Consider the following 19,180-nt stretch of genomic DNA (forward strand, 5'->3'; position numbering starts at 1 on the left):
ATAACGAATATAGAAAATATGGCAAAAGTATTAATCGCTACTGAAAAACCATTTGCACCTGTAGCTGTAGAGAAGATTAGAGGCATCATTGAGAATAACGGTCTTGAACTTGTACTGCTAGAGAAGTACACAGATAAAAGCCAACTACTAGACGCTGTAAAGGACGTTGACGCTATGATCGTACGTAGCGACAAGGTAGATGCAGAAGTAATTGAGGCTGCTAAGAACCTTAAGATCGTAGTGCGTGCTGGTGCAGGATACGACAACGTAGACTGTGATGCAGCTACAAAGCACAATGTAGTAGTGATGAACACCCCTGGACAAAACGCCAACGCTGTAGCGGAGCTCGTATTTGGCATGCTACTCTATCATGTGCGTAAGAACTTCACTGGAGCGTCCGGTAGCGAGCTTATGGGTAAGCGCCTAGGTGTGATGAGCTATGGTAATATCGGTGAAAATGCTGCTCGTATCGCTCAGGGCTTCGGTATGCACGTATATGCATACAGCCGTTCAACCCCAGCAGACTATTTCTTTAAGGATGGCTATGAGTTCTTCGTAAATCGCAAGGCAATGTTTGAGGTTTGCGACATCATGGTACTTGCTATGCCATCTGCAGCTAACACCAAGGGCATGATCAATTATGAGCTAATGAGCGCTATGCCAAAGGGGGCTATCCTAGTAAATATTGCTCGTAAAGACCTTATCAATGAGGCTGACCTCATGAAGGTACTAGCAGAGCGTCCAGACCTTAGCTACCTCACCGACGTGAAGCCAGATGCAGAGGCTGAGATCATAGAGAAGTTTGGTAAGCAGTACTTCTCAACTGCCAAGAAGATGGGTGCACAAACCGCAGAGGCTAATATCAATGCCGGTATGGCTGCTGCTTCTCAAATCGCTAGCTATCTTCTTACTGGCAACGAAAAGTTCAGAGTAAATAAGTAAATCATAGTAGTAAGGTAAGCAGATGGAGTGATGGCTAAAAAAGTCGCACTCCATCTACCTACCCCCCACTCCTCAATACAAATAAGAAAGATATGATCGTTAAACCATTTAGAGGCATTCGCCCTCCAAAAAACCTAGTAGAAAAGGTTAATTCTCGCCCTTATGATGTACTGAATTCCGACGAAGCTCGCAAGGAGGCAGAGGGCAATGAGATGTCGCTTTACCACATAATCCGCCCTGAGATCAACTTCCCTGTGGGAAAGGACGAGCACGATGAGGATGTGTATGAGATGGCTGCAAAGCAATTTGCACTATTCCAAGAGAAAGGGTGGCTCGTAAAAGACGAAAAGCCATGCTACTACATCTATGCACAGACTATGGATGGTAGGACACAGTATGGTATCGTACTTGGTGCTTACGTAGATGACTATATGCAAGGCAGGATCAAGAAACACGAACTTACTCGTAAGGATAAAGAGGAAGATCGTATGAAGCACGTGCGCGTCAACAATGCCAACGTAGAGCCTGTATTCTTTGCATTTGAGGATAATACCACCCTACAGGGCATCATTGACAAGTACAAAAAAACTACTCCAGAGTACGACTTTGTTGCTGATATAGATGGATTTGGACACACCTTCTGGGTGATTAGTGACGATAAGGACATTGAGACCATCACCAAGGCTTTCAAGGAGATCCCTTACATGTACATCGCTGATGGACACCACAGATCTGCAGCTGCCGCACTTGTTGGTGATGAAAAGCGTAAGCAAAACCCCAACCACACTGGCAATGAGGAGTACAACTACTTTATGGCTGTTTGCTTCCCAGCAAGCCACCTACACATCATAGACTACAATCGTGTGGTAAAGGATCTGAACGGAATGACTCCCGCTCAATTCCTAGAGAAGCTAAAGGATAAGTTTGTGGTTGAAGATAAGGGAACTAATATCTATCACCCCAATAAACTACACAACTTCTCACTTTACCTCGGTGGTCACTGGTATTCACTAACCGCTAAGGAAGGCACTTATGATGATAATGATCCAATTGGTGTCCTCGACGTAACCATTTCAAGTGATTACATCCTTCGCGACCTTCTAGATATTCAGGATCTTCGTACCAGCAACAGAGTTGACTTTGTAGGCGGTATCCGCGGACTAGAGGAGCTCAAGCGCCGTGTAGATAGTGGAGAGATGATCGCTGCCCTAGCACTCTATCCAGTGACTATGGATCAGCTTATCAATATTGCCGATACTGGTAATATCATGCCTCCAAAGACCACTTGGTTCGAGCCAAAACTTCGCTCCGGACTAGTTATCCACTCATTAGAGGAGGAGTAAGCAGCAGCTATGCTACGATTAGCAGGAATTTATTATATCTAAATACCAAACAAAGAGAAAGTGACACACTCCCCACCGCGGGGACTGTGCTCACTTTCTATATTTATTACTATTTCGCAATATTATTATGTCATCAAAAAAGAGAGTAGAGAGCGACCTACTAGGCGAGGTGGAGCTAGATAATAGCCACCTATATGGTGTACAAACGGCACGTGCCATTGACAACTTTAAGTTTTCGCCATTCAAAATCAACGATTATCCACACTTCGTTGAGGGACTAGCTCTTACCAAGAAAGGGGCAGCGATGGCCAATCATAAGCTGGGCCTACTCACCGATAAGCAAACTAAAGCTATTGAGCAAGCTTGTGACGAAATCCTGGCTGGCAAGCATCACGAGCACTTTGTGGTAGATATGTTTCAGGGAGGTGCAGGTACTTCCACCAATATGAATGCCAATGAAGTCATCACCAACCGTGCCCTAGAGATTATGGGCTACGAGAGAGGCGACTACAAACACCTCAGCCCTAACGACCACACCAATCTATCACAGTCTACGAATGACGCTTACCCAACAGCCATCCACCTAGGTCTTTATACCACCTATGTTGAGATGATTCCTCACATTGAAGATCTGATCAAGAGCTTCAAGGCCAAAGGAAAAGAGTTTAAGAAGATCATCAAGATGGGGCGTACTCAGCTACAAGATGCAGTGCCTATGACCTTGGGTCAGACCTTCAACGCGTTTGCTTCCATTCTTGAGGAAGAGCTACCCAACCTTAAGCATGCTTGCGACCAACTATTGGTAAACAACATGGGGTCCACTGCTATCGGTACAGGTATCTGCTCAGTGCCTGGCTATCGCGAGGCGTGTGCCGAAGCATTGAGTGAGATCACTGGGTGGAAGGTGAAGATGGCAAAGGATATGGTTGCTGCCACTTCCGATACCTCACACATGATTGGCTTCTCTGGAGCCATCAAGCGAATCGCTGTAAAGCTCAGCAAGATATCCAACGACCTTCGTATCCTATCTAGTGGTCCAAGAGCAGGACTTAGCGAGATCAACCTTCCTGCACGTCAGCCAGGATCCAGCATCATGCCTGGTAAGGTCAATCCAGTGATCCCAGAGGTAGTGACTCAAGTTGCTATGAAGATCATAGGCAATGATATGTGCGTTACGATGGCTGGTGAGGCTTCACAGATGGAGCTCAATGCCATGGAGCCAATTATGGCACAGTGCTGCTTTGAGAGTGCTCGCCTATTGGTAGAGGCTTGCGATACTCTTCGCACACTCTGTATCGATGGCATCACTGCCAATAAAAACATTACCGAAGAGCAAGTACATAGTAGCATTGGTGTTGTTACGGCACTTAACCCATACATCGGCTATAAGAACTCTACTAAGATTGCCAAGGAAGCGATCAACACCGGCAAAGGCATCGTAGAGATTGTATTAGAAAAGGGCATCCTCTCCAAGGAGCAACTAGACCAAATACTAGCGCCAGAAAACCTGATCAAGCCAGTACGTCTAGATATCAAGCCTCTCAAAAACTTCGAGGACTAATCCTATATCCACATAATGGATACTGCCATAGGGGTGGTGTGTCATAGACATGCCACCCCTATTTTTTACACTTTCCACCGAAAGCCAGTAGCTAGGACTAAGCGATTAGAATCAATCAGAGACTGTTGCACGAAGACGATCTGCGGCGTTGCTTTCGGGATTCGGGCTCGGTCACGTACGTGAGTACGCTCCCAGCGCCCTAGTTGGGCCTTGGTGCCTTACGGCACCTTGCCCTCACCCTCAGGCCTTGCATCTCATCCTTCGTTCAAAGTCTCAGCGCATTTGATTCAAATGTGCGAGAATGGCACTTCGTTTGATATTCTCAATCATTGAGAATATCAAACGAAGGAGTTAGCCAATGCCAAGAGTCATTTTATAACAAGCTGATATCCAGTCGTATAAATTAGCCCCAAATTAGTTGCATCTCAGCAAATGCTTAGTTGCAACTCACCGATTGCTTAGTTGCAACTCGTCATTTGCTTAGTTGCAACTAAACTTTTCCTTTCTTATCTCTTGGACAATTAACCTCTAAAACATGAGATTGGAAGAGTTGCCCAACGATGATGGAGTAGCTCACAAGAATTAGTAGCTAACAGAGCAACGACAACATGAAATTGCCTCCATACGATAAATAGCGACTTTTGCCTATGTGCTGAAAAATGAGTAACTTTGAGGAGTTTAATGGGGGATGAGTAGCCTATTAAGACGGATGTTTGCCAAGTTATTTAGCGAGGGAATTGGCAGATATATATTAAAAACAAAGGAGAAAAAGAATGATAAGGAAACGGCGACAGGCAAGGAAGAAGGTGCTATACTTAGCACAAGAAATCTATCCCTACCTAGAGGATAGTAAGGTAGGTAAGGATTCAAAACTTATCCCTTTGGGCATCATGGGTAGAGGCAATGATATCCGTACATTTATGCCCAATTATGGAGTGATCAACGAACGTCGCCACCAACTTCATGAGGTGATCCGTCTATCGGGTGTCAATCTTACTGTCAATGACAAAGTACACCAGCTAGTGGTGAAAGTAGCGAGCCTGATGCCACAGCGTATGCAGGTCTACTTTATTGATAATGAGGATTTCTTTGGTAGAAAAGGGGTATTCACAGATGAAAAAGGCACCTACTACGAGGATAATGTAGAGCGTGCCGTATTCTTTATCCGTGGAGTGTTTGAGACCGTAAAGAAACTAAGATGGGTACCCGATGTGATCCACTGTCACGGTTGGTTCACCGGATTAGCCCCCCTTTATTTGAGGACACTACTCAAGGATGACCCAGCCCTCTCCCGTGCCAAGATCGTCTACTCTGCTTACGATACAGCTCCAGAGTATCCGTTTGATGAACAACTCACCGAGGTACTGGCGTATGACCAGATCAAGCACCCACTTCTGGATGGGCAGGCACTTAATCGGGAAGCACTTGTAGAGCTTATTCTACAATATGTGGATGGCATCATCTACTCCAAAACCAATAGTTCTGAAGAACTTATTGCTGCAATAGAGGGCTCAGGGAAGAGTGTACTTGACTTCCAAAGCGATGACCAATTGATAGAGTCGGTAGCAGACTTCTACAATAGCATTATTGGTGAAGAAGAAGAGGAAGAGAGTGAAGAATAGGGACAAAAAAGATGTTTTTCCAATAATAAAATTCGGTAGGATAGCTGTATAAAAGGCTATCAATATATAGAGCAAATATATGAATAGAACTATAAAAGGTTGGCTAAGTGTAGGAGTAGTGCTAGCAATACTCCTAGTGGGTTGTGAAAATGATCAACATGCCACTGGATTGGATTTGCTCCCTGAATATCTTAAGGGAGAGCCCATAAGCAAAGACTTTGCACTCACACTTCGCACCGTACCAGCAGGTACCGAAGCTGGGAATAATGATATCTATGTAGGTAGTGCATTGGGCTACCTAGGTCGGATGTCCAGCGAAGAGTTCGGGGGCATTGAGACAGAGTATCTAACCCAGTTTCGCATTCCTAGCGGATTTAGATTCAAAGACGAGTCAGTCATCACTGGCATTGACTCCGTAATGCTCTACATCTACTACGACGGATTTGCTGGTGATACTATCTCCAGCATGACCGTGACTGCCAACCGAGTTAAGCAGCCACTGAAGCATAATAAATACTCTATCACAGAGGTAAAGGAGTATGTAGGAGAAGAGCTCGGCTCCCTTTCCTACTGGGCAGGCAGAGGGTCACAGAGGATAAAAGATAATTCCGGAAAAGGAAACTATATGCTTTCCATTGCACTCCCCAAGGAACTAGGGGAGGAGTTCTTCACACGCTCCAAAGCTGGAGACCCCGTCTTTGCCAATCAGGCCGCTTTTGACCAGTGGTTCTCTGGCCTATACCTCCACACTACGGCGGGGCAAGGAAGTGTCATAAGAGTCACCAGTACTGAGCTAGCCTTTTGGTACTCCAAGGAGGTTGAGGTAGAGGATACCAAAACCAAGAAAAAGAAGAAAGAGATCAAGCCATTTGCACAGAGATTGATACACACCTCGGAGGTACCACAGCTATCGCGCTTTGCCAATTTCAGAGTGGATCAGCTACTTAAGGATCAAGGATTTGCTACTATCAAAGCACCAGCAGGTCTTTGGATAAAAGCCACACTACCTACTCGCGCGATTGCCAAGGAGCTAAAAGAGGCGCCAGCAGGCTACTCCCGCACACTCAATGCAGTCACATATACCCTGCAAGGGACTACCGCCTCAGCGGCTACTGCCACAAAATATGGCATTCCCGAAACCCTTCTCATGCTACCAGTAGATAGTACCAAGACGTTTTTTGAAAAGGAGTTAACTGAAAACTCACTTGGAGCTGCCTATACCTCATTTATCGGCGAGATGGTCGTAAGGGGTTCCAGCACCTATCACTTCGGCAATATTGGCTCTGCTATTATCAAGCATATCAAAGAGGAACCGAATAAAGACCTAGAGGTCTATATCCTTCCTGTAGAGCTAACGAAAGCGAGCCAAGATGCAGGAGGAGCCACCATTAGTCTTACCCACTTGGTGCCACCTTCAGCAGTTAAGTTTGCTATCACCCCACAGAATACTAAGCTCGAAGCTACTATCATACAGCGTAAAGAGGGTAAGCCCTTCTAATTGATCAGAAAGCTGGCATTTCCACACCATAAAAGTTTTGTAGCATCACTATGAGCCACACTTCATACCTCAGGGGACTAGCACAGCATTTCTTTCGGACCGAAGGCAAGCAACTCTATAAGTACCGTTTCTTCTTTCCCAACAAAAGATCCGGTCATTTCTTTCTCCACTATCTCAGGCAAGTGGCAGGAGACGAGTTGCTACTACTTCCTGAGGTAACGACACTAGGCGCTTTTTTGAGGCGGGCAGTCCATCTTCCGGAGGAGAATGTCAATAATGAGTTGCTACTCATCTACCACCTCTACACCAGTTATAAGCTAGTATACAAAGAGAGTGAATATAGCTTTGAGAACTTTTACGAAATAGGGAAGCAACTCTTGGCTGACTTCAATGATATCGACAATCATCTTGCCGATGCGTTATCGATATTTGAGAATATGGATTTACTCGATGAGCTCACGATACCAGCCAAGGATCTACTGAACCAAGATCAGATTGACGCTCTAAAAAAATATGCACCTAACTTCGAGAAAAACCTAGACAAGGGATATACGGCTTTTTGGCAGTACGTCCCTGAAATCTACACCCAGTTCAAGAAAACCCTCCAAGACGAGAGGCTGGTCTATAATGGCATGCTTATGCGTGACATTACCCAAAGACTAGAGAATGGGGAGTTAAAGCTATTCAAAGAGTCCAAGGTCAATGTATTTATCGGACTCAATGCGCTTTCACAAAGCGAGCAAAGGATACTCAAGCACTTCAAGGAAAATAGCGAGACCCTTTTTTATTGGGATTATGATAGCTACCTCGTACAGCAGAAGTTTACAGGTAAAAACAGAAAAGTAAGAGATAGCCTTTTCCCTGAGCCTACAGATGATAAGCTGGCTTATACGAGAGATAAAAACTCACGACACCAGCCACAGCTACATATTATCTCTATCCCCTCCAAACTAGGTCAAGCAAATTATATTGCTCAAAAGATTATCCCACAACTACAGACCGATGAGCTGATCAACCTACGCGACCCCAATACCGCCATTATCCTTCCAGATGAAAGCCAGCTCACCAATCTCCTTTCCAACTTACAGGATAGTGAAGTTGGGAAAGCTCCCCTCAAGCTCAATATCACTATGGGCTTTCCCATCAAGTACCTTCCGATTATCGCCAAGCTACTACACCTCCTGAATCTCCAGAGATTAGCCTATGGACGTCGGAAGAACGAGATGCCCATTTGGCGGCGGGAGGAATTAATTGATCTCTTCGGGCTGGAGCTAGATCAAGGCACTTTTGATACCACCAAGCTACTCAACCCTAAAACCTCTAAGAAGCTCTACTTCACAGAGGAGGAGCTCTCTCAGGCGATTGAAATAGAGCAGCACCAAGACCTACGCCTGCTTTTCAACCTTGACAGATCCGAGCAAGGTGACCTATTACATAATACGCTCACGCTACTCACACACCTTCAAGAGAAGTTTTACGATGATGCTACCATCAAAATGGCTCTTACCGTGGTAGAAGAGCTACTCCTGGAGATCAAAGGTTCGCTCGACAGATTTGTTACGGCCCACGAAACGGCACGAAATCAGCTCACCCTACCCCTCCTACACGACCTTATTCATACCACTATTTCTCAAGCTCGAATTCCATTCTCAGGCGAACCTCTTGAAGGGGTACAAGTGATGGGAATATTGGAGGCACGCTCCATAGACTTTGAGAATATCATCGTGATGGATGCGGGCGAAGGGCTCTTACCAGCCAAAAGCCGGAAATATGGACTCATTCCTCAGAACATACGGTATGAGAAAGGGCTCCCCACCTACAAATGGCAAGATGCTATCCGTGCTTACAACTTTTTCCACATGATTGGGCGAAGTGAGCGACTGTACGCCCTCTATGATTCTCGTAAAACGGCAAGAGCTAGCGGAGAGCCCTCTCGTTACCTTACACTTCTCACTCATATTTACGGAGTGTCAGCCAAGCGGTACAATGCCTACTTTCCACTTTCTCCCATACCTTCTAAAGAGCTACAGCCCGACCTTCAGAAGATCCAAGCATATAGAGCCCAGTTGACTAGTAAAGAGCCGCAATCCAAGTATGGGCTCTCTCCGAGTGCTCTCATCAACTACCTCACCTGCCCCCGAAAGTTTTACTACCAAAACATTCTTGGACTACGGGACCCAGACGAGCTCACCGATGTACTAGAAAAAAATGATGTCGGAACCATTACCCACAAAGCCCTTGAGATACTGTATAATGGCTTTAATGGAATCGTGGTGACCAAAGAACATCTAAAGGGGATTCTTGACAAACCCGACCTTATCATCAATGCCGTCCGAGAAGCTTACTATAAAGCCTATCAGACAGATGAAACCCAATTCAATGGTTATTTTGAGATGTACAAAGACCTCATCTTTCAAGACGTCCAAAATACCATTCAACTGGACATCAACAAAAACGCCCCTTTTACCTACTGCGGAGGGGAACAGACCATATCCACACTGTATTCTTACGGACAAAATGGAGAATGCATCCATCTACGTGGCACCATCGACCGTATTGATATCAAGCAGGGCAAAATAAGACTGGTAGATTACAAGACTGGTAGCGATAAACTAGAGTTTAACCTCGAAAGAAGTTTTGACCCCGAAAACAGCAATATTGATAGGGCTGCCATACAGCTTCTCACCTACTGCGTGATGTATCTAGAGGCTTATGGAAAGAAAGCGGTCAAGGATATCGCTCCTATGCTCATCAAAGTACGCGATGCCGATCAGGGCTGGTTTGTACACAATATTGACAAGACTAAAAATGAGACAATTGATAGCTTTAGTCTGATTGAGACAGGATTCAAAGAGCAATTGAATGAAGCCTTTCGTCGTATCGCCGAAACAGATGATGAATTTATTCCCAACAACCGAAAGAATAGCTGCAACTACTGTGCTGGTAGAGAGCTCTGCAATAAGGCAAAGCTCTTTCCAAACAGATAACTATATATTACTATGGATATTCAACTCATTGACAATAGCCCCACAGGTCAGCTCATTAGTTACCAAGACTCACTTGCTCAGCAAAAGGATCTCTTCCAGAAAGCCCTTGAAGCAAAGCGACAACACCTACCAGTGCAGCACCATCTGATTTTCAATCAACATCACCCTGTGCTCACACTTGGTAAGCATGCCGACCCGCATAATATCCTACTCTCTCCTGAGCGCCTTCACGCCCAAGGAATAGAATGCTACCAGATAGAGCGAGGAGGGGATGTCACCTACCATGGGCCTGGACAGTGGACAATTTATCCTATATTTGATCTCGAGGAGCTAGGGATAGGACTGCGTCGCTATGTTGAGTTACTTGAAGAGGTGGCCATTAATGTGGCTGCTAAGTATGGTGTAAAAGGGGAGCGGATGCATGGGGCTTCTGGTGTTTGGGTAGATCCTTCTCAACGGCCACGCAAACTATGCGCCATCGGGATCCAAGCTAGCAGGTTTGTTACCATGCACGGCATCGCCTTTAACGTTAGCACACCACCTCAAGCCTTTAATGTGATTAACCCCTGCGGATTTACGGATAGAGGGGTTACCAATCTTTCTATTGAGGCTCAGCACGAAATCTCTATGAAGCAAGCTAAGGAGGACCTTATAGAGAGCTTCCAAGAGATATTCCAGAGAAATATAGCCATCTAATTTGGTAAAGTCTCTGTAGCAAGGTGGGAACAGTCGTTTTTGCCCACTCTTTGTGATGAGTGTCATAAATTATCTTTACTTTTGTGTAGAATAGTATTAGTTAGGGGAATATGGAGAATGGTAATTGTATTGACTTATGAAGATAGCAATGACTAAAGCGGAGCTAGTAGCTCAGCTAAATGAGATAAGAGGGGAGAAACTGGTGGGCTTTGTACCTACTATGGGCGGACTACATGAGGGACATATGAGCCTCGTGGAGCGTAGTTTGCGTGAATGCGAACTAACGGTGGTGAGTCTTTTCTTGAACCCCACGCAATTTAATGACCCCAACGACCTGAAGACCTATCCGCACGATATGGCGGAGGATCTGAAACTACTGGGCGAGGTGGGTGTAGATATTGTCTTTACTCCAACTGCCGAGGATATGTATGAGGAAGGAGAGGAGGCACCTAACCTAGACCTCGGACGTGTAGGAGAGGTGATGGAGGGTGCACACCGACCTGGCCACTTCCGTGGCGTGGTATGGGTAGTGAGCAAACTCTTCCGCTTGGTTCGACCCAATAGAGCCTACTTTGGCTTGAAAGACTTTCAGCAGATTGCGGTCATCAAGAGAATGTGTGCTCTATGCCCCGACTTGGCGGATATTGAGATTATCTCTTGCCCGGTTATTCGTGAGAGTGATGGTCTAGCGATGAGTTCCCGCAACCGCCGACTCTCTGAGGAGGAGCGTGCGGCAGCCCCTAAGATCTACGAGGCGTTGCAAGAGGGAAAGCGACTGAAGGAATCTGGCAAGAGTGTGGCAGAGGTACATGCGGCTGTGGTGAAACAGATAAATGCAGACCCGCTCCTTCGGGTGGAGTACTTTAGCATCGTCAACAGCGACACTCTGGAGGAGGCTAAGGCCTGGAACGGCAATACTACTGGCTGTATCACAGTCTACTGCGGTGAAGTACGCTTGATTGACCACATCTCATTCGAAGGATAATAGAGGGTGAGCAAGTTGCAATCTGTGAGTAGGCAGAGACAAATAGTCGCTCTACTCCTTGTGGGTTTCCTCTGGTTCTCCACATCATCATTGTGGGCATCAGAGGTAGGCAGAAAGTATGAAATGAGAGCGGTGTGGCTTACCACAAACTACGGTCTTGACTGGCCTTCCCGCCCCGCCACTAGCGTATCAGGAGAGAGACAGCAGCAGGCAGAATTGGTACGGATGCTAGACCAGCTTCAAAAACTGGGCATCAATACCGTATTTCTGCAGGTGCGTAGTAGAGGGCGGGTCATTTACCCCTCAAAGATTGAGCCGATGAGTGGCGACTTTGTGCCTGTAAGTAGTAGCTACCAACTGAGCTACGATCCCCTTGACTTTGCCATCAAAGAGTGCCACAAACGAGGAATGGTGGTGCATGCGTGGGTGGCAGTGACGCCCATGGGCAATGACAAGCAGGTGAATAGCATGCCGTCGTGGAGCTTTCCCAAAAAGTACCGCAATGAGATGGCGAGGTATAAACGGGGCTGGTATCTAGACCCAGCTAAGGCAAGTACTGCTGAGTTACTCAGCAGTCTCATTCGGGAACTACTTGATCGCTACTCTCTAGCAGGCATACACCTCGACTATATTCGCTACCCCGATAGAGCAAAGCAATTTCCCGATGCCGATGAGTATCGAAAGAGTGGCGGAGGCAAGAGCCTAGACGAGTGGCGTCGGGACAATATTACGCAACTGGTGAAGGCTCTTCATAAAGCGACTAAGGAGGGACACCCTGACGTGCTACTGAGTGCATCGGTGATTGGCACTTACGACAATGTGCCAGGGCTGAAGTATAGTGGTTGGACCGCCATGAATGAGGCTTGGCAAGACCCAGTGGCTTGGTGCCGTGATAGTATTATCGACTTCGTGGTGCCGATGATGTACTCTCGTGGCGAACGCTTTTACCCTTTTGTGAAGGAGTGGCAAAAGCTACTCAATGTGCCGCTAGTAGTGGGCTTGGCACCCTATATGGTATTGGAGCGAGAGGGTAATTGGCCCAAGAATGAGGTGATGGATCAGATCAATTATCTTGATAGTCTCTCCAATATTGCTGGGGTGGCTCTTTTCAGAGCAGAGCACGCCATCTCGCATGGCATTGGTTTGTCTACACCATTGAGAGAATTTTGGGATAAAAGAGCACAGTTGCCCCTCGATAGAGGAGTATGGATGGACTGGCTCGATGGCCAGGAACTACAGATTGAGGGACGGCCTAATGGGCTACATGTGGCGTGGCATGGAAGTAGTAAGGGACAATTATTTGCGCTCTATCTTTCACACGATGGAGAGGTGCCAAATGGGGTAGAAGCCCCCTTTCTTGTTACAACTAAAGAGGAAGCAACTATCCCATGGAGTGTCTTGAAGCGGGGTCAGCTCATCGGTATCAAAGTAAGTGAGTATGATCTATCAACTCAACTAGAAGTACTTCCGCTGACTGGAGGGGTCTACTACTATAGGGAAAGGGAAGAGGAGGCCCCCGTGCAGTAGAGAGATAGGAAAGAACGAGAAAAAAGAGTATCTTTGTGAAGTAGTAAGCACGCAAATAGAGGATAAATAGGATGAGAATAGAGTTACGAGATAGGGTTTCGGATGTTACGAAAAACCTCATCATCATCAATGTGATATGCTGGCTAGCACAGTCTGCTTTACCAAGGATAGGGTATGACCTCACCTGGAATATGGGTCTGCACTATATTGGGTCTGACTCCTTTAGGATTTGGCAGCTGGTCACCTATATGTTTTTACACGCCCCAGGACTGGGTCACATATTCTTCAATATGTTTGCCCTTTGGATGTTTGGCAATACGTTGGAGCGGTTGTGGGGCAGTTGGCGATTTCTCCTCTTCTACCTCATTACAGGTATTGGTGCAGGGCTGATGCAGGAGCTGGTGTGGAGCTTTAGCTTTGCGGGATACCCACCCTACCTCCTTGAGCAGCTGCTTACGATAGGGGCCAGTGGTGCGGTATATGGCATTTTGCTCGGCTTCGGCATGATGTTTCCAAATGTGCCTCTCTTCATTATGTTTATCCCTATTCCTATCAAGGCAAAATGGCTGGTAATCGGCTACGGTGTGATGGAGCTCTTCTTGGGAGTGACAGGCTCGGCAGATGGAGTAGCTCACTTTGCCCACCTAGGGGGGATGCTCTTCGGATTTATTCTAATCAAACTTTGGGAAAAGAGAGCTAGAGCACGACAACTCGATGATGGCTGGCAAGACTTTTACTAATAGACGATTTGCACTGCTTATCCCGATACTTCTGCTCTATTGGGTAGTGATATCGTGGGGGAACGGGGCTATCAGCAGGCTAGTACTTCCTAGTGATGGGGGTACCTTTCTCAGCCAGCCGTGGAGCCTAGTGACCTACGGCTTTGTGCATACCTATTGGCGTCATATAGTAATCAATGTGGGGATGCTCTTGATGCTACTACTCTTTTCTGTGGGTTGTGGCATTAGTAACCGTACGGTACTGGGCCTATTTCTTTGCGGCATTCTCTCAGGGGGCTTGCTCTTTCTGCTCATAGGCGATGGCGTATTGGTAGGTGCTTCTGCTGGCATTGCCGCCCTTGTGCCACTAGTGCTCTATAAGTCGGTTCGCCAAAAAAGAGCGTGGCTACTCTATGCAATGTTATTTGTGCTCGTCTTTGACTTCGCAACGCAAAGAAAGCTAGGGCAGGTGACTCAAGGGGTACATCTGATGGGCTATATTGTGGGAACTCTATGGGTTATTTTCTCTGAGCGGAAGAAGCATTTAGGGGAGACACCATCTGCCGAATTACTCGTGGAAAAGACGAGGGTTTCTGGCTATCATTCACTCACGAGGGAGGAGCAGGAGCAGCTCAAGTAATATGAAGAGGATGCGTAAGGATAGGACTATTCGTCTGCTCAATACCACATTTCGTGCTATTGAGTTGATTCCAAACCTACTCTTTATTGCACTCTACATTCTGGCGGTGCTCTCTCCCTTTATTTCGCCACTTAAGACACAGATCCCAGCCTTTCTTAATCTTGCTTACCCCCTATTGTTAGCTGGACTGTTGCTTCTTTGGCTCTTTTATCTACTCCGTCGTAAGTGGCTCTACTTCGGCTGCTATACATTGCTATTCATCCTATCAATAGGCTATATATTTAGTTACTTCCCCATTCATTTTGGTAAGGGTCTAAAGAAGGAGTATGACCTCAGGGTGATGAGCTACAACGTACAGAGTTTTCTGGGCAGAGACGAAGCGGGAACACTCTTAGCACCTCAACTAATTAAAAGCTACGACCCCGACATTCTAGCTCTCCAAGAGGCAAATCTATACCCCGACCAATTCCCAACAGATGGGAAGCTGAGGAGCCTTTTCAGTAGCTACCCCTACCGACACGTTCACAAGACACAAGCCATCCTGTCAAAGTTTCCAATCAAGGCTGTAGAGGATATTGAGTATGAATCGTCACACAATGGATCGTGCGGGTACCTCATTGAATTAAAGGAGGGTTGCACTCTACTATTGGTCAATAACCATCTAGAGTCTTATAGCCTTAATAGTTCGGAAGTAGAGGAATACAAAGGTTATATTAAAGACTTTAGCATAAGGGATCTACCTCAGCAATTTATCAAGGTGAAGCGTCGATTGGGTCCTAGACTGAACCAACGGGCTAGCGTGGCAAGTAAGGTGCGAAAGGATGTGGAAAAGCTACAGAATAAGTATCAGCCTCAGGCGACAATTGTTGTAGGGGACCTCAACGATACGCCCATGAGCTATACCTACAGTCAGCTAAGGAGCCGGATGAGAGATGCCTATAGCGAAACTGGGCTAGGACTTTCTGTCTCATTCAACGAACGGCTTATGCCTTTCCGCATTGACCACCTCTTTTATGAGGGGGAAATTAAAGCGATTGGAAGTAGTATTCCAAAATATAAATTGTATAGTGATCACAATCCACTTATTGTTGACTTCAAGTGGAATTAGCAAAATATCTGTATGTCGAAACTTAAATCATTAGCCTCACGAGCGGTTACAGGAGCTGTCTATGTCGGTATCATTTTAGGTTGCATACTGACCAATCGGATCGATTTAATGGCCTGGGTATTAGCCCTTTTCGCCATGCTAGGTTCATACGAATATCAATTGATGACTGGGGCCAATCTCTATGCCCTTTTCCTAAGAATTGTTCATGGTATGGTGGCTGGTCTTCCTATCTTAGCCGCCTATACACTGGTTGACTATTCGGGGGATTGGCAAAGGACACTCCTAGTACTACTCCCTTACTTTTGCTACCTACTATTCTATCTGATTGGAGAGATCTATAGGCTTCAACGGCAGCCCTCAGTTGAGTTGGGGCACGCTTTCTTTGCCCACCTTTATACAGCTCTACCACTTGGTCTACTGGTACTAACCATGGGAAGCCGATATGGTGTGGCTGAGCGATTAGGCAGCGACTTTGCTTTCCCCGACACCTTTTGGCTACTGCCCATTATGGTAACCATTTGGCTCAATGATACTGGAGCTTATCTCATCGGCTCGCTACTGGGTCGGCACAAGCTATTCCGCCGTGTATCCCCTAATAAGAGTTGGGAGGGTGCTATCGGTGGTGGCGTGGTAGCCATTCTTGGGGCTATTGGGTTTCACTCCCTTTTCCCTGAGGTAGCAACTATGTCCAACTGGATTACGCTGGCGGTGTTGATTGTTTTCTTTGGCAATTTCGGTGACCTCTTTGAGAGTTTCTTGAAGCGCTCTTATGGAGTAAAGGACTCGGGCAACATTCTCCCTGGGCATGGGGGCATCTTGGATCGGATTGATAGTCTTCTCTTTGTAGCGATCCCATCCTTTTTCTACATTAATTTGGTCATCTTGGCGTAAGGGAAGCATCTATGCAGATAGTACGATCCGCTATTTTCCGCCACGAATAAATTGATTATCTTTGCAATAGACAAAGGAAGCGATAGCATGGAAAGCAGACAGATACATATCATAAACGGTCCCAACCTCAATATGCTGGGGACAAGGGAGCCAGAGATATATGGGTGCACCCCATTTGATGAATACCTCGAACGCTTGAGGGATCTATTTCCGGCATGGGAATTGGTCTACTTCCAAAGCAATCACGAGGGAGACTTAATTGATTATATGCAGAGCCAAGCCCCCTACTCTAGTGGGATGATTCTCAATGCTGGTGCCCTCTCACACTACTCCTATGCTCTACAGGATACGGTGCGTGCGATAGAGTGTCCTGTGGTAGAGGTGCATATTAGCAACCTTGCTACACGGGAGCCTCACCGACACATCACCCTCCTGAGCGAGGTGTGTGTAGGGACCTTGATGGGGTTTGGGCTAGATGGATACCGCTTGGCTGTTGCACACTTAATTGCTAGAAGGTAAAAGAAAGAAAGAAAGTATATATTACGATTGATTGATTATGGACAATAAAAGGACAAAAATAGTTGCCACAATTTCTGACCAAAGATGTGACACAGAGTTTCTTAAAAGGTTATTTGATGCCGGTGTTAATGTCGTTCGACTCAACTCGGCACATATTGATAAGGAGGGATTTGATCGGATAATTGACAACGTCCGTAGCGTAGATCCTCAGGTACCAATTATGATTGACACCAAAGGGGCAGAGGTACGCACCACAAAGTTTGAGCATCAAGCTAACCTCGTAGCCGGAAATAAGATCACCATAGCGGCCGACCCTGAGGGAACCTCCACCGAAGCGTGTATCTATGTGAATTACAAGAACTTTGTACACGATGTACCTGTAGGTGCTCGCATCCTGATTGATGATGGCGAAGTGGGTCTTAAGGTGCTAGACAAGGATACAGAGCAGCTCTACTGTGTGATAGAGAATGATGGCGTCTTAGGCTCTCGCAAGAGTGTCAATGTGCCTGATGTCCATATCAATCTACCTGCAGTGAGTGACCGAGATCATCAATTCATCCTCTATGCGATAGAGAGAGGGCTTGCGTTTATCGCTCACTCCTTTGTACGTAGCCATAAAGATGTGGATGAGGTACGCCGTATCCTAGATGAAAATGGTGGCGAGGCGATCAAGATTATCTCTAAGATTGAAAATCAAGAGGGAGTAGATAATATTGATGAGATCATTGATGCCAGCTATGGTATTTTGATCGCTCGAGGCGACCTTGGCATTGAAATAGACTTCGAGAAGATTCCAGCCATCCAAAATGATATTGTACACCGCTGTATCCTGAAGAAGAAGCCAGTAATCATTGCCACACAGATGCTCCACAGCATGATCCACAATCCTCGCCCTACCCGTGCAGAGGTATCGGATGTCTCTAGTGCTATCTTGATGAATACTGATGCGGTGATGCTGAGTGGGGAAACTACCAATGGTAAATACCCTGTGGATGCGGTTAAGACGATGAAGCGTATCATCGTAGAGGCGGAGAAGCATCTTAGCTATCGGGGCGGTATTAAGCTTCGTAAGGGCGAAAATGATATCCTAGGGGTTACTAGCTACCTAGCAAAGTACACCGTGAAGTCCACCCTCCGGCTTGGAGTGAAAGCGATCATCACCGATGTGGCTTCGGGAAGATGTGCACGCAACCTAAGTGCCTACCGAGGAGAGGCTCCGATCTATGCTATTTGTAAGGATCAATACATTACCCGTCAGCTCAATCTCTCTTTCGGTGTCTATCCTATCTACCTGAGTCATGAGGGATACAATAGGCGCCAGTATTATGTCAAGGCGGTAAAGACACTTTTGGAGCGTGGCCTGCTGAAGACAGATGACCTCATCGCCTATATTGGAGGTACCCTAAGCAATGAGGTGGGCACTACCAGCCTTGAATTTAATAGAGTAAGTGACCTACTTGACTTCTATAGCGAGGAAGAGCAAAAGAAATGAATCGGCGATTAGAGGAGCTAGCAAGGGAGGAGTACATCGCCACCCACTCCTCACCAGAGCCAGATCTATTGGCCAAAATCAGTAGAGAAGCTCACCTCACGCTCACCCATCCCCGCATGGTGTCTGGGCATATTCAGGGCTTGTTTCTCCAGATGATTGTAGAGCTGATGAAGCCCTCAAAGGTACTAGAGATAGGCACTTTTGTCGGTTATGCTACCATTGCCCTCGCCACGGCTTTGCCGAAGGGAGCAAAGCTCACCACGATAGAGCTGAATGACGAATTGCGTAGTCGTATCCTTGACCACCTCCAGCAAGCGGGCGTAGAGGATCGAGTGGAGCTACTGATGGGTAATGCTCTTGAGATCATCAGCGAGCTACCGCTAGAGGAGTACCAGCTAGTCTACCTCGATGCCAATAAGGCTCAATACCCTGAGTACTACCAATTGCTCGCCTCTCGCCTCCCCAAGGGCGCCCTCATATTGGCCGATAACACGCTTTGGGGCGAAAAAGTATGGCACGATAATTTTCACGATCCACAAACTGTGGGAATACGTAGATTTAACCAACTTGTGGCCGAAGATCAGAGGGTATCGAAAGTGATCCTCCCGATGCGAGATGGGCTCACAATGATCATGATTAACTAATAAAAG

Annotated in this window: 16 protein-coding genes; all 16 read left to right on the forward strand. The window is 46.4% G+C overall.

Annotated features, from left to right (window positions below; genetic code table 11):
* Window positions 1-18 precede the first annotated feature (18 nt).
* The 16 genes from A3GK_RS0103785 (at window position 19) to A3GK_RS0103860 (ending at window position 19,174) form a co-directional block, all read left to right on the forward strand.
* Window positions 19-942, forward strand: coding sequence for an NAD(P)-dependent oxidoreductase (locus A3GK_RS0103785; RefSeq protein WP_018028154.1), 924 nt, complete (start codon window positions 19-21; stop codon window positions 940-942).
* A 92-nt stretch (window positions 943-1,034) separates the two neighbouring features.
* A complete protein-coding gene (locus A3GK_RS0103790; RefSeq protein WP_018028155.1) occupies window positions 1,035-2,285 on the forward strand; it encodes a DUF1015 domain-containing protein in 1,251 nt (416 codons plus the stop codon).
* Between the two features lie 127 nt (window positions 2,286-2,412).
* Window positions 2,413-3,846 carry an aspartate ammonia-lyase gene (locus tag A3GK_RS0103795; RefSeq protein ID WP_018028156.1) on the forward strand — a complete coding sequence of 478 codons (1,434 nt, stop codon included), beginning with the start codon at window positions 2,413-2,415 and terminating at the stop codon, window positions 3,844-3,846.
* A 773-nt stretch (window positions 3,847-4,619) separates the two neighbouring features.
* Window positions 4,620-5,468, forward strand: coding sequence for a glycogen/starch synthase (locus A3GK_RS0103800; protein ID WP_018028157.1), 849 nt, complete (start codon window positions 4,620-4,622; stop codon window positions 5,466-5,468).
* Between the two features lie 79 nt (window positions 5,469-5,547).
* Window positions 5,548-6,966, forward strand: coding sequence for a DUF4270 family protein (locus tag A3GK_RS0103805; RefSeq protein WP_018028158.1), 1,419 nt, complete (start codon window positions 5,548-5,550; stop codon window positions 6,964-6,966).
* 50 nt (window positions 6,967-7,016) lie between these two features.
* On the forward strand, window positions 7,017-9,953 hold the full coding sequence (locus A3GK_RS0103810; RefSeq protein WP_018028159.1) for a PD-(D/E)XK nuclease family protein: 2,937 nt from the start codon (window positions 7,017-7,019) through the stop codon (window positions 9,951-9,953).
* A 12-nt stretch (window positions 9,954-9,965) separates the two neighbouring features.
* Entirely contained in the window at window positions 9,966-10,649 is a 684-nt protein-coding gene (gene lipB, locus A3GK_RS0103815; RefSeq protein ID WP_018028160.1) for a lipoyl(octanoyl) transferase LipB, read from the forward strand.
* Between the two features lie 136 nt (window positions 10,650-10,785).
* Window positions 10,786-11,634, forward strand: coding sequence for a pantoate--beta-alanine ligase (panC, locus tag A3GK_RS0103820; protein WP_021903642.1), 849 nt, complete (start codon window positions 10,786-10,788; stop codon window positions 11,632-11,634).
* Between the two features lie 24 nt (window positions 11,635-11,658).
* A complete protein-coding gene (locus tag A3GK_RS10390; RefSeq protein WP_244860719.1) occupies window positions 11,659-13,161 on the forward strand; it encodes a glycoside hydrolase family 10 protein in 1,503 nt (500 codons plus the stop codon).
* A gap of 71 nt (window positions 13,162-13,232) precedes the next feature.
* Window positions 13,233-13,901 carry a rhomboid family intramembrane serine protease gene (locus A3GK_RS0103830; protein ID WP_018028163.1) on the forward strand — a complete coding sequence of 223 codons (669 nt, stop codon included), beginning with the start codon at window positions 13,233-13,235 and terminating at the stop codon, window positions 13,899-13,901.
* Window positions 13,876-14,520, forward strand: coding sequence for a rhomboid family intramembrane serine protease (locus A3GK_RS0103835; protein WP_021903644.1), 645 nt, complete (start codon window positions 13,876-13,878; stop codon window positions 14,518-14,520). Before A3GK_RS0103830 ends, A3GK_RS0103835 begins: the two co-directional genes overlap by 26 nt.
* A gap of 1 nt (window position 14,521) precedes the next feature.
* Window positions 14,522-15,628: an endonuclease/exonuclease/phosphatase family protein gene (locus A3GK_RS0103840; protein ID WP_018028165.1), complete on the forward strand. Its 1,107-nt coding sequence runs from the start codon at window positions 14,522-14,524 to the stop codon at window positions 15,626-15,628.
* Window positions 15,629-15,640: 12 nt separating this feature from the next.
* Window positions 15,641-16,519, forward strand: a complete 879-nt coding sequence (locus tag A3GK_RS0103845) for a phosphatidate cytidylyltransferase (RefSeq protein ID WP_040575962.1) — start codon at window positions 15,641-15,643, stop codon at window positions 16,517-16,519.
* 87 nt (window positions 16,520-16,606) lie between these two features.
* Entirely contained in the window at window positions 16,607-17,038 is a 432-nt protein-coding gene (locus A3GK_RS0103850) for a type II 3-dehydroquinate dehydratase (protein ID WP_018028167.1), read from the forward strand.
* Window positions 17,039-17,075: 37 nt separating this feature from the next.
* On the forward strand, window positions 17,076-18,530 hold the full coding sequence (gene pyk / locus A3GK_RS0103855; RefSeq protein ID WP_021903648.1) for a pyruvate kinase: 1,455 nt from the start codon (window positions 17,076-17,078) through the stop codon (window positions 18,528-18,530).
* Window positions 18,527-19,174, forward strand: a complete 648-nt coding sequence (locus A3GK_RS0103860) for an O-methyltransferase (protein WP_018028169.1) — start codon at window positions 18,527-18,529, stop codon at window positions 19,172-19,174. Before pyk ends, A3GK_RS0103860 begins: the two co-directional genes overlap by 4 nt.
* The last annotated feature ends 6 nt before the right edge of the window (window positions 19,175-19,180 follow it).

Origin of the sequence: Porphyromonas somerae DSM 23386, from assembly GCF_000372405.1 — a bacterium.
Taxonomy (GTDB): domain Bacteria; phylum Bacteroidota; class Bacteroidia; order Bacteroidales; family Porphyromonadaceae; genus Porphyromonas_A; species Porphyromonas_A somerae.